Source organism: Pseudomonas sp. LB3P93, from assembly GCF_054898025.1.
This window is the reverse complement of sequence record NZ_CM142713.1, coordinates 2,171,456-2,185,568: the sequence shown is the minus strand read 5'-3', so window position 1 is coordinate 2,185,568 and position 14,113 is coordinate 2,171,456. Positions and strand designations below refer to the sequence as shown.

The 14,113-nt window shown below is 58.3% G+C and carries 14 protein-coding genes; 4 read left to right on the top strand and 10 right to left on the bottom strand.

The window, feature by feature from the left end; genetic code table 11:
- The first annotated feature begins 374 nt into the window (after nucleotides 1-374).
- The gene (locus tag ACYZT8_RS09725) at nucleotides 375-848 is read left to right on the top strand and encodes a hypothetical protein (RefSeq protein WP_461980614.1); all 474 of its coding nucleotides are present in this window, start codon (nucleotides 375-377) and stop codon (nucleotides 846-848) included.
- Nucleotides 849-945: 97 nt separating this feature from the next.
- Here ACYZT8_RS09725 and ACYZT8_RS09720 read toward each other — a convergent pair whose 3' ends face one another.
- The 3 genes from ACYZT8_RS09720 to ACYZT8_RS09710 form a co-directional block, all read right to left on the bottom strand.
- A complete protein-coding gene (locus tag ACYZT8_RS09720; RefSeq protein WP_461980612.1) occupies nucleotides 946-1,683 on the bottom strand; it encodes an S-methyl-5'-thioinosine phosphorylase in 738 nt (245 codons plus the stop codon).
- 12 nt (nucleotides 1,684-1,695) lie between these two features.
- The gene (nagZ, locus tag ACYZT8_RS09715; protein WP_461982405.1) at nucleotides 1,696-2,694 is read right to left on the bottom strand and encodes a beta-N-acetylhexosaminidase; all 999 of its coding nucleotides are present in this window, start codon (nucleotides 2,692-2,694) and stop codon (nucleotides 1,696-1,698) included.
- Nucleotides 2,695-2,864: 170 nt separating this feature from the next.
- Nucleotides 2,865-3,572, bottom strand: a complete 708-nt coding sequence (locus ACYZT8_RS09710; RefSeq protein WP_131059947.1) for a TetR/AcrR family transcriptional regulator — start codon at nucleotides 3,570-3,572, stop codon at nucleotides 2,865-2,867.
- Between the two features lie 229 nt (nucleotides 3,573-3,801).
- On the opposite strand from ACYZT8_RS09710, the gene lexA reads away from it, so the two are divergent.
- Nucleotides 3,802-4,410 carry a transcriptional repressor LexA gene (gene lexA / locus ACYZT8_RS09705; protein ID WP_046026989.1) on the top strand — a complete coding sequence of 203 codons (609 nt, stop codon included), beginning with the start codon at nucleotides 3,802-3,804 and terminating at the stop codon, nucleotides 4,408-4,410.
- A 10-nt stretch (nucleotides 4,411-4,420) separates the two neighbouring features.
- Nucleotides 4,421-4,894 carry an SOS-induced cell division inhibitor SulA gene (sulA, locus tag ACYZT8_RS09700; protein WP_461980610.1) on the top strand — a complete coding sequence of 158 codons (474 nt, stop codon included), beginning with the start codon at nucleotides 4,421-4,423 and terminating at the stop codon, nucleotides 4,892-4,894.
- A gap of 93 nt (nucleotides 4,895-4,987) precedes the next feature.
- On the opposite strand, the gene ACYZT8_RS09695 is transcribed toward sulA, so the two are convergent.
- The 7 genes from ACYZT8_RS09695 to ACYZT8_RS09665 form a co-directional block, all read right to left on the bottom strand.
- Complete coding sequence (locus ACYZT8_RS09695) at nucleotides 4,988-5,221, bottom strand: hypothetical protein (protein WP_010456352.1); 234 nt, start codon at nucleotides 5,219-5,221, stop codon at nucleotides 4,988-4,990.
- 106 nt (nucleotides 5,222-5,327) lie between these two features.
- A complete protein-coding gene (locus tag ACYZT8_RS09690) occupies nucleotides 5,328-5,852 on the bottom strand; it encodes a DUF6586 family protein (protein WP_461980608.1) in 525 nt (174 codons plus the stop codon).
- A gap of 141 nt (nucleotides 5,853-5,993) precedes the next feature.
- Nucleotides 5,994-8,621: a type I DNA topoisomerase gene (gene topA / locus ACYZT8_RS09685; RefSeq protein ID WP_461980606.1), complete on the bottom strand. Its 2,628-nt coding sequence runs from the start codon at nucleotides 8,619-8,621 to the stop codon at nucleotides 5,994-5,996.
- Nucleotides 8,622-8,735: 114 nt separating this feature from the next.
- Entirely contained in the window at nucleotides 8,736-8,972 is a 237-nt protein-coding gene (locus ACYZT8_RS09680) for a DUF1653 domain-containing protein (protein WP_461980604.1), read from the bottom strand.
- Between the two features lie 100 nt (nucleotides 8,973-9,072).
- Nucleotides 9,073-10,248: an acetyl-CoA C-acyltransferase FadA gene (fadA, locus tag ACYZT8_RS09675; RefSeq protein ID WP_461958021.1), complete on the bottom strand. Its 1,176-nt coding sequence runs from the start codon at nucleotides 10,246-10,248 to the stop codon at nucleotides 9,073-9,075.
- Nucleotides 10,249-10,280: 32 nt separating this feature from the next.
- A complete protein-coding gene (gene fadB / locus ACYZT8_RS09670) occupies nucleotides 10,281-12,428 on the bottom strand; it encodes a fatty acid oxidation complex subunit alpha FadB (protein ID WP_461980602.1) in 2,148 nt (715 codons plus the stop codon).
- A 540-nt stretch (nucleotides 12,429-12,968) separates the two neighbouring features.
- Nucleotides 12,969-13,406, bottom strand: coding sequence for a hypothetical protein (locus tag ACYZT8_RS09665; RefSeq protein WP_223511686.1), 438 nt, complete (start codon nucleotides 13,404-13,406; stop codon nucleotides 12,969-12,971).
- 104 nt (nucleotides 13,407-13,510) lie between these two features.
- Here ACYZT8_RS09665 and ACYZT8_RS09660 point away from each other — a divergent pair, with 104 nt between their 5' ends.
- Entirely contained in the window at nucleotides 13,511-13,951 is a 441-nt protein-coding gene (locus tag ACYZT8_RS09660; RefSeq protein WP_461951047.1) for a universal stress protein, read from the top strand.
- Nucleotides 13,952-14,113 lie beyond the last annotated feature (162 nt).

The following is a 14,113-nucleotide window of genomic DNA, read 5'->3' as shown; positions in this document are numbered from 1 at the left end:
GGCCCTACTTGCAGCCGCTCGCGATCCAGATAGTACAAGGGCTCCAAGGCCAGGATCGTTTCCACTGGGGCTGCGTCACTGCCCCATTGCGGGCGAAAACTGCCATTGCCTTGTTCGGCCCACGCAAATTGACCCGTTCTTCTCATTCCCGGCGTCAGGGGGTGTGGCTGTTCGAGATCCAGGAAAAGGCGCGAGGTTCGCAGCAGCATTTCGATGAGTTCTGCGCCACTGCTGCCTTCCAAGGGGTAGCCGGAGTAATAGGCGTGGTGGGAGTGAACGGCGACTAACAGCCTGGCGATTCGAAGGTCGAGCTCGGTCAGGTAACCAGGTTGGCGTATCAGCGTGTCCGACAGCGAGTACAAAGACTTGATGTCTTGCAAACGGCCATCCTTGAGCTGACGCGCCTTGAAAATCTCCAGCGTCCATTTCCCAGCGGTTGGCGTGGCCCTGAGTTTGTAAAACAGGCGCGTACTCGTCACCTGCGACGGTTCATCGGGGGGATTGCTTGCGGATGGAATACCGGCGAGCCAGCGCTCCAACTCACGATTCAGGTGAACATGGACGGCACTTTCAGGCGCTTTAACAGAATGATCCTGCAGGTGATAGATGACCGCAGCGCAGTGCTTGCAATTGAACATGACAGGACAGGAACAAACGCATTGCAGCCGCTCTTGCCCACGCAGATCTTCAGTCAGCTCAATGACTTGCTCGTAATCTTGCATCTCGGAGCCGACGCACGTTGCGATAATCATCGCGTCATCGATTTGCCGGATGTTTATCCGATCCTCATCCGCATATTTGCGAGCCTTTTCCAGAGCGCGATGACTGAACACCTCAGCCCAAGGTAGCGCATGAAGTTGCTCAATTATTGTGGTCATGAAATCAACGCCGCTTAAAACTCAGTGAATCGTGAAGAAGCCGGGTACTTCATCCGACCGCAGAAACTCAAACCGCCAACACGCGCGCCAACGTCGACTTCACCTTGCCCATCCCGTCCTGCAACGCCTGCTCGATCTCGACCATGGTGATCACCGCCGTGGATTTGCCCGCTGCCGGGTTCACCACCAGCGCCAGACACGCATAATCCAGTTCCAGCTCACGCGCCAATGCCGCTTCCGGCATCCCGGTCATGCCGACGATGTCGCAGCCATCACGTTCCAGTCGCGCGATTTCAGCGACGGTTTCCAGTCGTGGCCCTTGGGTACAGGCGTACACACCATGACTGCTATAACCCACACCTTCAGCCGCCAATGCCGCGATCAATCGCTGACGCAGTGATTCGCTGTAGGGATAGCTGAAGTCAATGTGGGTGACGTGCTCCAGGTTATCGGCGAAATAGGTGTGTTCGCGACCGCTGGTGTAGTCGATCAGTTGATGCGGCACACAGAAATGCCCGGTGCCCATGGCTGCATGAATCCCGCCCACGGCGTTGACCGCGAGGATCGCTTCGGCACCCGCCTGTTTCAGCGCCCAGAGGTTGGCGCGGTAGTTCACCTGATGCGGCGGCAAACGGTGCGGGTGACCGTGACGGGCGAGGAACAGCACTTCCTTGCCGGCGTATTCACCGATCTGCACTTCGGCCGAAGGCGGGCCATAGGGCGTATCCACCGCCAGTGACTGACGAATGCTCAGACCTTCGAGTTGAGTCAGGCCGGTGCCACCGATAATCGCGTAAACCGTCATAACGAAAAGTCCTTATTCAATCAGTTGAGCTTCTTTAAGCGCGCCAATGGCGGTCAGCCAGCGCGGGTTCTGACGGTATTCGGTATTGGCGTACGACTGGCCACGCATCCGCGCAATGCGCTCAGACGGTTGGACCTTCAAGCGCTGGGCGGCGCTCAAGGCCAGTTCCGCAGCAGCCCGGTCGTTGCACACCAGCCCCATGTCGCAACCGGCGGTCAGCGCGGCTTCAATACGGCTGGCCGCATCGCCAACCACATGGGCGCCGGCCATGGACAGGTCGTCGCTGAAGATCACGCCATCGAATTGCAGCTCGCCGCGCAGGATGTCCTGCAACCAGCGACGGGAGAAGCCGGCGGGCTGGGAATCGACTTGCGGGTAAATAACGTGGGCCGGCATGACAGCGGCCAGTTGCTTGCTCAATTTGGCGAACGGCACCAGGTCGTTGGCACGGATTTCATCGAGACTGCGTTCGTCGTTCGGGATCGCGACGTGGGAATCCGCCTCGGCCCAACCGTGACCGGGGAAATGCTTGCCGGTGGCGGCCATGCCGGCGCTGTTCATGCCGCGAATGAACGCACCCGCCAGCAGCGCTGCGCGCTCAGGGTCACCTTCGAACGAACGGGTGCCGACGACAGCGCTGCGCTGGTAATCCAGGTCCAACACCGGAGCGAAACTGAGGTCGAGGCCGACGGCCAGCACTTCGGTGGCCATGATCCAGCCGCACTGCTCGGCCAGGTATTCGGCGTTCGGGTTGTCGGCGATGGCGCGCATGGCCGGCAATCGTACGAAGCCTTGGCGCAGACGCTGAACACGACCGCCCTCCTGGTCCACCGCCAGCAGCAGCTCGGGACGAATGGCGCGGATCGCGGCGCTCAGCTCACGCACCTGGCGTGGGTTTTCGATGTTACGGGCGAAAATGATCAGGCCGCCCACTTCGGGCTGACGCAACAATTGGCGATCTTCGGCCGTCAGCCAGGTACCGGCGACGTCCACCATCAACGAGCCTTGCAGGCCAGCAGTCATAGAGATTCCTTGATAACGAAAAACCCGGCTCGCGTGAATACGCCGCCTTGGGCTGTGCCCGGCAGGTCGGCGATATCAATGGGGAGCGGGTTCAGAACGAGAGTCGGCATGGGCGGCTAGCTTAGCGGATGTCAGCCGCCGCGCCCACCCGTGCGGTGTTAAACCTTGGCAGCAGCCGGGGCCGACTTGCTGCGCGGACGCAATTGCGCGGTAGCCATGGCCGCGTCGGTGACGCCGGTTTCGGCACGCATGCCCGCAGCCAGGAACGGCACCATCAGGCGCATCACTTGTTCGATGGAGGTGTTGACGCCGAAATCGGTCTCGGCAATGGCCCGCAACGCCTTGATCCCAGACATGCTGAATGCCGCGGCGCCGAGCATGAAGTGCACGCGCCAGAACAGTTCAATCGGTGGAATGCGCGGCGCGGCTTCGTTAACCAGCATCATGTAGCGGCGGAACACTTTGCCGTACATGTCTTCCAGATAACGACGCAGGTGGCCCTGACTCTGACTGAAAGCCAGCCCCAGCAAACGCATGAAGATAGACAGGTCGTTGCCGCTGCGAGGCTGCACGACAAGAGCCTGCTCAACGAGGATTTCGAGCAGTTCTTCAAGGGTCGGTTTGTTTTCAGGCTTGGACTGACGCCGCTCCAGCTCTTTATCAAGGCTCAAGCAAAACGGCCCGAGAAAGCGCGAAAAGACAGCCTGGATCAGCGCCTTCTTCGAACCGAAGTGATAATTGACCGCCGCCAGATTGACACCAGCCTTGCTGGTGATCAGACGCAACGAGGTTTCAGCGAAACCTTTTTCCGCGAACAACTGCTCGGCAGCATCAAGAATGCGTTCAACGGTTTCCGACTGGGCCATGGCTACTCCGCCTGACAAACACTTGTTTGAAACATACGTTTCAGCCTGTGCATTGTCAAGCTTGCCGGTTCGTTTTGGGAATGGTCGGTCAGCTATTTAACCATACAACGGCGAGGCTTTAATCAGCACGCTGATTGACCGTCCAGCGGCCGGCCAAAAAAGGGGCATTGCCAAGACCGTTTCACTGTATATAATCCCAGTCACTGTATAAAAAGACAGAGCGATCAATATGCTAAAGCTGACGCCACGCCAAGCAGAGATTCTGGCCTTCATCAAACGCTGCCTCGAAGACAACGGCTACCCGCCGACCCGCGCGGAAATCGCTCAGGAACTGGGTTTCAAGTCGCCCAACGCGGCGGAAGAACACCTCAAGGCGCTGGCCCGCAAGGGTGCGATCGAGATGACCCCGGGCGCCTCCCGCGGCATTCGCATCCCGGGCTTCGAAGCCAAGGCCGACGATTCCACCCTGCCAATCATTGGCCGAGTGGCTGCCGGTGCGCCGATTCTGGCCCAGCAGCACATCGAAGAATCCTGCAACATCAACCCCGCCTTCTTCCATCCGCGCGCTGATTATCTATTGCGCGTCCATGGCATGAGCATGAAGGACGTCGGCATTTTCGACGGCGACCTGCTGGCCGTCCACACCACCCGGGAAGCCCGCAACGGCCAGATCGTCGTGGCGCGGATTGGTGACGAAGTGACCGTCAAGCGCTTCAAGCGCGATGGCAGCAAGGTTTGGTTGATTGCCGAAAACCCTGAATTCGCCCCTATCGAAGTCAACCTGAAAGATCAGGAACTGGTGATCGAAGGCTTGAGTGTCGGCGTCATTCGCCGCTAAAGGAGGCTTTATGCAGTTCCCACACACATCACAGCAAGCCCAACTGCCGTTGTTCGAGGCATTCATGGTGCAACCGATGGCGCCGATCCTGAAAGACGTTGTCGAGTCGCCCTGGAGCGCCGAACCCGAAGTCTTCAGCGAGCTTTCACTGCGTGGTGCGGCCGGGAACTGCCTGAACCTTTTGGCGCCGATTCTCCGGGAACTGAGTCAGGATCAGGACGCGCGTTGGCTGACACTCATCGCCCCGCCCGCCAGCCTGACTCAGACGTGGTTGCGGGACGCTGGCCTTAACCGCGAACGCATCCTGCTGCTGCAACCTCGTGGCACTCAAAGTGCTCAGCAGCTGACCTGCGAAGCCTTGCGCCTCGGCCGCAGCCACACCGTTGTCAGCTGGCTCAACCCGTTGAACACAAATTCACGGCAGCAGTTGATCAGCGCAGCCCGTACCGGGGATGCGCAGAGCCTGAATATTCGCTTGGGTTAACGTGTAAACAAAGCGCGCCTTGAATAGCGCGGGGCTTCTCAACGGATAGAGAAGCCGGTCCGTAGCCGTATCAGCAGAAAGCGACGAATGGGATCAGTGGAGGACTCGCGAACTCTCATCGGTATTGAATTCGCCTTCAACCAGACGCCCTGCCATCTGAACACCGACGCTCAACATCGCCTTGGCGACTTCCACGTGCTGGCCCTGCAGGAAAGCCTTGGCATCCTCGGAGAAATCCAAAGTAACCAGAGAACCCTCGTCCTCGGCCCTGCGCAGCTCGATTCGGCCGTCTGGTAACTCGACAATTTCTAGAAAGGACGTTGGCATAAAGGTCTGTTCTCCACGAAAGGCGGGGATTATATAGGCATCGGCCAGGCTTCGCTCGGTAACTTGACCAGCAGCGCTTTTAATCGCACCGTCGGCTGTCAGCTGATCAGCACTCGTTCAAGCCTTCGCGAAACCGGATCGCCAGCCCTTTCAGATTCTGACGCCAGCTCTCTAGCTCTTCGCGACTCAACTCCTCAGGCGCCTCTTCTTCATCCAGGTTAACGGCCAGGATGAGCGGCTGGGTCACGTCACCCTTTGGCTTGTGCGGAGCGCGAGGCGGCTGGAACATCGCCGCGTGAGCCGCCAGCAGCTTGGCCAGCCAGGTTTCCCGATTCTGAGCCAGCTCGACCATCTCGGCCATCTCAGGGATGGCGATGGCTTCCAGCACTTCGCGAGTCAGTAACATTTCCGCCCGAGGTGCATTGGCCTGAGGCAAGCGATAGAAACCGGCGATTTCATGGCACAGCCCCAGCAACGCACCGTACAGGTGAAACAACGCCGACTCGCGCCCGGCCTGAATCAGCGCCAGGGAATTCATCGCCCGCCCCTCTTCGGCTCTGGCAAGCGCTTCCAGCGACAGGCCGGCGAAATAGATCTTCTGGTTGGTACGGGTATAGAGTTCGTGGGCCATGACGGCAGCCTCCACAACGAAATAATTGCTTAACGCAGGTCAGACAGTGTCGTGGATCAGCCGATCAGACCGCAAGCACAAAACAAAAAGGCCGCATGAAAACCCGAGGGTTGTCATGCGGCCTTTTGTGTACAGCCTCTTTTACGCTTTGGCTGCCGGACGCTTGTCTTCAACCGTCCATTTGCCGCCGTCGTAGTACGCCTTCCAGCCAGTCGGCTTACCGTCGACTTCAGTCTGCACGTACTGCTCTTTGGTCTTGCGGCTGTAACGGATTACAGCAGGCAGGCCGTCCGGATCTTTCTTCGGTGCTTCGCAGAGGAAGTGGTACTTCGGATCGATCTCATCCTTGTGCGGCACAATTTCGATGACCAGCGGAGCACGCGTCTCGCGGTTTTTCGGGAATTGGCTGGCCGCCAGGAACAGGCCGGAAGCACCGTCGCGCAGGATGTAGGTGTCGTTGACCTTTTCGCATTTCAGCTCAGGCATCTTCACCGGGTCCATCTTCGGCGGCGCCGCGTCACCGCTTTTCAGCAGTTTGCGGGTGTTCTTGCACGTCGCGTTGGTGCAACCGAAAAACTTGCCGAAACGGCCGGTCTTGAGTTGCATTTCGCTGCCACACTTGTCGCATTCCAGGCTCGGACCTTCGTATCCCTTGATGCGATAGGTGCCCTCTTCGATTTCGTAGCCAGAGCAGTCCGGGTTGTTACCGCAGATGTGCAGCTTGCGCTTCTCATCCAGCAGGTAAGCGTCCATCGCCGTGCTGCAGATCGGGCAGCGGTGCTTGCCGCGCAGCACCAGGGATTCCGACTCGCCCTCGTCGTCCGCGGCGATTTCGTCGCCCGGCACCAGGTTGACGGTGGCCTTGCAGCGTTCTTTCGGTGGCAGGCTGTAACCCGAGCAACCCAGGAACACGCCAGTCGATGCAGTACGAATCTGCATCGGACGACCGCACAACACGCACGGAATGTCAGTCATCACCGGCTGGTTGGCGCGCATGCCGCCTTCGGCGCTTTCGGCTACTTCGAGCTTCTTCTTGAAGTCGCCGTAGAACTCGTCGAGCACGTTTTTCCAGTCGCGCTCGCCCTGGGCCACATCATCGAGGTTCTCTTCCATGCCGGCGGTGAAGCCGTAGTCCATGAGATTGGAGAAGCTCTCGGCCAGACGCTCGGTCACGATGTCGCCCATCTTTTCCGAGTAGAAACGACGGTTGTGCAGCGCTACGTAGCCACGGTCCTGGATAGTCGAAATGATCGCGGCGTAGGTCGAAGGACGACCGATGCCGCGTTTTTCCATTTCTTTAACCAAGCTCGCTTCCGAGTAACGCGCAGGTGGCTTGGTGAAATGCTGGGTCGGATCAAGCTTGATCAGCTTCATCGCGTCGCCCTGGGCCATGTCCGGCAGCACGTCGTCATCGCCAGGCTTGGCGATTTGCGGCATGACGCGGGTATAACCGTCGAACTTCAGGATGCGGCCCTTGGCGCGCAGCTCGAAATCGTCGGCACCCACGGTGACCGTAGTCGACAGGTATTGAGCCGGCAGCATCTGGCAAGCGAGGAACTGGCGCCAGATCAGCTCGTAGAGCCGCTCTGCATCACGCTCCATGCCCGACAGCTTGCTTGGCTCGGTGTTGGCGTCAGACGGACGAATCGCTTCGTGAGCCTCTTGTGCGCCTTCCTTGCTGCTGTAGACGTTCGGGTTTTCCGGCAGGTACTTCTTGCCGAATTCACCTTCAATATAGGTGCGTGCCATTGTCACGGCATCGGCCGAGAGGTTGGTGGAGTCGGTACGCATATAAGTGATGTAACCAGCTTCGTACAAACGCTGGGCCATCATCATGGTTTTCTTCACGCCGAAGCCCAGGCGGTTACTGGCAGCCTGTTGCAGGGTGGAGGTGATGAACGGCGCTGAAGGCTTGCTGCTGGTCGGTTTGTCTTCGCGCTTGACGATGCTGTAGCTGGAAGCCTTGAGCTTCTCCAGCGCGGCCATGGCCTGAGCTTCGTTGAGCGGCTTGAAGGCCTCGCCTTTCTCGCGAGCCACGTCAAAGCGCACGGTCGCGCCCTTGGCGGTGCCGAGGTCAGCGTGAACTTCCCAGTATTCTTCCGGGTTGAACGCGCGAATTTCACGTTCGCGCTCGACCACCAGCTTCACGGCAACCGATTGCACGCGACCGGCGGACAGGCCACGGGCAACCTTGGCCCACAGCAGCGGCGAAACCATGTAACCCACGACGCGGTCGAGGAAGCGACGCGCCTGTTGGGCGTTGACACGGTCAATGTCCAGCTCGCCCGGTTTGGAGAAGGCTTCCTGGATTGCTTTCTTGGTAATTTCGTTGAACACCACGCGCTTGTAGCGGCTGTCGTCACCACCGATGGCTTCGCGCAGGTGCCAGGCAATGGCTTCCCCCTCGCGATCCAAGTCGGTTGCGAGATAGATGGTGTCAGCATCTTTGGCGAGCCGGCGCAGCTCTTCGATGACCTTTTCCTTGCCCGGGAGGATCTCGTACTTGGCTTTCCAGCCATGATCGGGATCGACACCCATGCGCGAGACCAGCTGCTTGCGCGCCTTCTCTTTCGGCGTGAGCACCGGACCTTCACCCGCGGCGGCCTTGCCGCGCTTGGCGGCTGGCTCTTTGCTGGCGCTAGCCGAACCGCTGGTGGGCAGGTCTCGGATATGGCCGATACTCGACTTCACCACGTATTGGTTACCCAGATACTTGTTGATGGTCTTGGCCTTAGCCGGGGATTCCACAATGACCAGCGATTTGCCCATGGATCAGAAAATTCCTGAATTCTAGAAGTGAAAGGCGGTTGGCGCCTGACGCGGCACCGCTATATATAGTGGCTACAAGGTGAGGTCAAGCGCAGGGTCTTGCGCGCACTCAGCTTATGGCTTGGAAAAAAGGCTCGGTTCGGCTTGCACCAAAGCAAAGCGCGGCACCTGTTCGCCGTCAACCTCGACCGACTCCAGGAACATGCTCAAGGGACGCACCCAAAAGCCGTAATCACCATACAGGGCTTGGTAGAAGACCACTTCTTCTTCGGTTTCCGAATGCCGCGCGATGTTGAATACGCGGTACTGCGGACCTTTGTAATGCTGGTAGAGCCCAGGTTGTATCGGCATGGTTTGGCCCTCACTCAAATCTTTTAAAAATAAAAACAAAAAATAAATTCAGAAAAACAAAAACCGGGGCACTTGGCCCCGGCTTCCGTCAGCGAAACGCTTAAACGCGTTCGAAGACGGTGGAGATGCCTTGGCCGAGACCAATGCACATGGTGGCTACCCCGAAGGTGCCGCCATTCTGCTTCATCACGTTCAGCAAAGTGCCGGAGATACGGGCACCGGAGCAACCGAACGGGTGACCCAGGGCGATCGCGCCGCCGTGCAGGTTAACCTTCTCGTTCATCTTGTCGAGCACTTTCAGATCTTTCAGCACTGGCAGGGCCTGTGCAGCGAAAGCTTCGTTGAGCTCGAAGAAGTCGATATCGTTAATGCCAAGGCCCGCACGCTTCAGTGCTTTCTGAGTGGCCGGTACTGGACCATAGCCCATGATTGCCGGGTCCACACCTGCCACTGCCATCGAGCGGATAACCGCCAGCGGCTGGATGCCCAGGTCCTGTGCACGCTGCGCCGACATCACGATCATGCACGAAGCACCGTCGGTGATCTGCGACGAAGTACCGGCCGTTACGGTGCCGCCCTTAGGGTTAAACGCTGGCTTCAGAGCCGCCAGGCTTTCCAGGGTGGTTTCCGGACGAATGGTTTCGTCGTAGTCGAACAGTTTCAGGAAACCGTTCTCGTCGTAGCCCTGCATCGGGATGATTTCGTCTTTGAACTTGCCTTCCAGGGTCGCCTTGTGAGCGAGCTGGTGGGAGCGCACGCCGAAAGCGTCCTGTTGTTCGCGAGTGATGCCGTGCATTTTGCCCAGCATTTCAGCGGTCAGGCCCATCATGCCCGAGGCTTTTGCCGCGTACAGCGACATGTGCGGGTTCGGATCGACACCGTGCATCATGCTCACGTGGCCCATGTGCTCGACGCCGCCGACGACGAACACGTCACCGTTGCCGGTCATGATCGCTTGCGCGGCAGTGTGCAGCGCACTCATCGACGAACCACACAGACGGCTGACGGTCTGGCCGGCAGCAGTGTGCGGGATCTGCGTCATCAGGGACGCCATGCGGGCGATGTTCCAGCCCTGCTCCAGGGTCTGGTTCACGCAGCCCCAGATCACGTCTTCGACTTCGCTCGGGTCAACCTTGACGTTGCGTTCCAGCAATTTGCTGATCAGGTGCGCCGACATATCTTCGGCACGGGTGTTGCGGTGCATGCCGCCCTTGGAGCGGCCCATCGGAGTACGACCGAAGTCGACAATCACGACGTCTCTTGGATTCAAGCTCATAAAATTTCACTCTCGCTCAAAAGTTTGGACGCTTAACCGAAGAACCGTTGGCCGGTTTTGGCCATTTCACGCAGTTTTGCGGTCGGGTGGTACAGCGCGCCCAAATCAGCGTACTGGTCAGCCAGGGCAACGAACTCGGCAACACCGATCGAATCGATGTAGCGCAGCGCACCGCCACGGAATGGAGGGAAACCAATACCGTAGACCAGACCCATGTCGGCTTCGGCGGCGGTTTCGACAATGCCGTCTTCCAGGCAACGCACGGTTTCCAGGCACAGCGGGATCATCATCCAGTTGATGATGTCTTCGTCAGTGACTTCGCGCTGCTCGTAAACGATCGGCTTGAGCACTTCCAGCACCGACGGATCGGCGACTTTCTTCTGCTTGCCCTTCTTGTCAGTCTCGTAAGCGTAGAAACCCTTGCCGTTTTTCTGGCCCAGGCGCTTGGCTTCGTAGAGCACGTCGATAGCCGAACGGCGATCGTCTTTCATGCGGTCCGGGAAGCCTTCAGCCATCACGTCACGACCGTGGTGACCGGTGTCGATGCCGACCACGTCCATCAGGTAGGCCGGGCCCATTGGCCAGCCGAATTTTTCCATGATCTTGTCGATACGGACGAAGTCCACACCGGCACTGACCAGCTTGGCGAAACCGCCGAAGTACGGGAACAGGACGCGGTTGACCAGGAAGCCCGGGCAGTCGTTGACGACGATCGGGTTCTTGCCCATTTTCTTGGCGTAGGCAACGGTGGTGGCAACGGCCAGCTCGCTGGACTTCTCGCCACGAATCACTTCAACCAACGGCATCATGTGCACCGGGTTGAAGAAGTGCATGCCGACGAAGTTTTCCGGACGCTTGAGGGCTTTGGCCAGCAAGGTGATGGAAATGGTCGAGGTGTTGGACGCGAGGATGGTGTCCTCTTTGACCTTGTCTTCGACTTCGGCCAGAACCGCTTGCTTGACCTTCGGGTTCTCGACAACAGCTTCGACGACCAGGTCAACGTGACCGAAATCACCGTAGGACAGCGTCGGACGAATGCCGTTAAGCACTTCAGCCATCTTCGCCGGGGTCATGCGACCTTTATCAACGCGGCCGACCAGCAGCTTGGCGGCTTCAGCCAGACCTTGCTCGATGCCGTGCTCGTTGATGTCCTTCATCAGGATCGGCGTGCCTTTGGAAGCCGACTGATAAGCGATACCGCCACCCATGATGCCGGCGCCCAATACGGCAGCCTGCTTCACGTCTTTGGCGATTTCGTCGTAGGCCTTGGCCTTTTTCTTCAGTTCCTGATCGTTCAGGAACAGACCGATCAAGCTCTGCGCGGCAGAAGTCTTGGCCAGTTTGACGAAACCGGCGGCTTCGATTTCCAGCGCCTTGTCACGACCGAAGTTCGCGGCTTTCTGGATCGTCTTGATCGCTTCAACCGGTGCCGGGTAGTTCGGGCCGGCTTGACCTGCCACGAAACCTTTGGCGGTTTCGAAAGCCATCATTTGTTCGATCGCGTTCAGCTTCAGCTTTTCCAGCTTAGGCTGACGCTTGGCCTTGTAGTCAAATTCGCCGGAGATGGCGCGCTTGATCAGCTCCAGGGCCGCTTCCTGAAGTTTCTCAGGTGCAACCACGGCATCGACGGCGCCCACTTTCAGCGCGTCTTCAGGACGGTTTTCCTTGCCGGCGGCAATCCACTCGATGGCGTTGTCGGCACCGATCAGGCGCGGCAGACGCACGGTACCGCCGAAGCCTGGGTAGATGCCCAGTTTGACTTCCGGCAGACCGATCTTGGCCTTGGTGGACATGACGCGGTAGTCCGCCGCCAGGCACATTTCCAGACCGCCACCCAGAGCGATGCCATTGATCGCGGCGACAGTCGGGACGTTGAGGTCTTCGAAATCGCTGAAAATCTTGTTGGCTTCCAGGTTGCCAGCAACAAGCTCTGCATCAGGCAGCTTGAAGTTCTCGACAAATTCGGTGATGTCGGCGCCGACGATGAAGACGTCCTTGCCACTGCTGACGATCACACCCTTGATCGAAGCATCTGCCTTGATAGTGTCTACAGCCTGACGCAGTTCGTTCAGGGTTAGACGGTTGAACTTGTTAACGGACTCACCCTTGAGGTCGAATTTCAATTCGACGATGCCACTTTCAAGAGCCTTAACCGTGATGGCTTTACCTTCGTAAATCATCAACTGATCTCCACGATATGGAAGCTGAACAGTACACGTCGGACGCAGGCGAATGGCTCGGCAGGACGCTTATCGTCGATGCTAACGCCAATCCACCCGGCACACCCGCCAACGCGATAGTCGGGATTCTGTAGGAGCGGTCTGAAATACAAACGCTCAATTCATACGCCCGTTTGATTTGGGTACGCCACCTTCACGGAATTTCCAGCAATTGTCAATCGCCCAAAATACGGGTTGAAACGCGACTTTGCGGTCACTTCCGTACTGCGAAGATCTTCAACACGCATCTGCATGTGAAGCCATTCATAGAATCAATAGTTAGAAAAGTCGCCCTAATTCGCTGCAGCCCGTGTTTAACAAGCTACGCTGGCGGGAAGTCGAAGAAAAAACATGAACGCTTCCGGCGAATGCCCAGCGTAAGATCAGCCCTACAGCGAATTACCGGCCTGCCTGGCCAACCCCGGCCCGATGATGATGTCGGGCTTTTTATTGCCTGTCTGTCGGAGGTTTCGCGCCATTGCAGCGCGAAATGTCCGTGAATCATGCCAGCGCTTTCAGCACCGCATCGATGTCCTGCAAAACCGTCGCCTCGCCCTTCTCGCCCCAATACAGGGTGATCATCTGCTTGTCCGCCTCAACCTTGTAGACGTTGGCTGGCAATTTTTCGAAATGATTGAGCAGCGCTCGATCTTCGCAAACTTCCTGCCACTGGTTCACCCACACACCCGGCGATTTTTGCCAATAACTCCAACACGCCGGCTGATTGCCACGACGCGGCCGATGGTACTGGGCGCAGGGGCTCGGTGGCTCCTGGCTCAGCCAGTGCGGCCACTCCTGGGGCGCCAGCTGCATGGCCAACCCGATACGGCGCGCCTCCATGCGCAAGGCCATGCGCCCGCTCTGACCACGGGACGGTCGCAACCAAGCCAGCGGACTCAGTACCACCAGCAGGATTGACACCACTATCCAGACCGTCATATCTGTACTCCCGATTCTTGATGAGCGCGTTGAGTCACTTTGGAACCAATGCGCTTGAAACCAGCCATACTTACCAATATTGCAATCCTCAGGAGGAGCACCTCATGCCCTACTACCACATTCTGGTCGCTGTAGATCTAACCGAAGAGTGCGACCCTGTAATCCACCGCGCTCGCGAGCTGTCGGTGAGCAACGGAGCGAAATTATCCCTGGTCCATATCGTCGAGCCGATGGCCATGGCCTTTGGTGGCGACGTCCCCATGGACCTGTCACAACTGCAACAGCAGCAGTTCGATCAGGCCAAGGAACGCCTGGACCGACTGATCGTGAAATATCCGGAACTCTCCAAAGAATACAGCCACCTGACCTACGGCCAGCCACGCCAGGAGATCCACCACCTGGCCAAGGAACAAACCTGCGACCTGATCGTGGTGGGCAGCCATGGTCGACACGGCCTGGCATTGCTGCTGGGCTCGACGGCCAATGACGTGCTGCACGGTGCGCCATGCGATGTGCTCGCGGTGCGCCTGCAAAACAAGAGCTGACAACACTTTTCCAATGTGGGAGTGAGCCTGCTCGCGATTACGATGTAACAGTCGACAATTTGTTGAATGTTCAACCGCAATCGCGAGCAGGCTCGCTCCCACAGGGGTTTTGCGACAACTCCGGATTGCATTCCATACGAAAAGCCCGGCGCTCATCGCTGA

What these genes read in the sequence shown, in the direction of transcription:
- ACYZT8_RS09720 (WP_461980612.1), bottom strand. Translation starts at nt 1,683, where the DNA reads ATGACGGTTTACGCGATTATCGGTGGCACCGGCCTGACTCAACTCGAA.
- ACYZT8_RS09710 (WP_131059947.1), bottom strand. Translation starts at nt 3,572, where the DNA reads ATGGCCCAGTCGGAAACCGTTGAACGCATTCTTGATGCTGCCGAGCAG.
- lexA (WP_046026989.1), top strand. Translation starts at nt 3,802, where the DNA reads ATGCTAAAGCTGACGCCACGCCAAGCAGAGATTCTGGCCTTCATCAAA.
- sulA (WP_461980610.1), top strand. Translation starts at nt 4,421, where the DNA reads ATGCAGTTCCCACACACATCACAGCAAGCCCAACTGCCGTTGTTCGAG.
- ACYZT8_RS09695 (WP_010456352.1), bottom strand. Translation starts at nt 5,221, where the DNA reads ATGCCAACGTCCTTTCTAGAAATTGTCGAGTTACCAGACGGCCGAATC.
- ACYZT8_RS09690 (WP_461980608.1), bottom strand. Translation starts at nt 5,852, where the DNA reads ATGGCCCACGAACTCTATACCCGTACCAACCAGAAGATCTATTTCGCC.
- topA (WP_461980606.1), bottom strand. Translation starts at nt 8,621, where the DNA reads ATGGGCAAATCGCTGGTCATTGTGGAATCCCCGGCTAAGGCCAAGACC.
- ACYZT8_RS09680 (WP_461980604.1), bottom strand. Translation starts at nt 8,972, where the DNA reads ATGCCGATACAACCTGGGCTCTACCAGCATTACAAAGGTCCGCAGTAC.
- fadA (WP_461958021.1), bottom strand. Translation starts at nt 10,248, where the DNA reads ATGAGCTTGAATCCAAGAGACGTCGTGATTGTCGACTTCGGTCGTACT.
- fadB (WP_461980602.1), bottom strand. Translation starts at nt 12,428, where the DNA reads ATGATTTACGAAGGTAAAGCCATCACGGTTAAGGCTCTTGAAAGTGGC.
- ACYZT8_RS09665 (WP_223511686.1), bottom strand. Translation starts at nt 13,406, where the DNA reads ATGACGGTCTGGATAGTGGTGTCAATCCTGCTGGTGGTACTGAGTCCG.
- ACYZT8_RS09660 (WP_461951047.1), top strand. Translation starts at nt 13,511, where the DNA reads ATGCCCTACTACCACATTCTGGTCGCTGTAGATCTAACCGAAGAGTGC.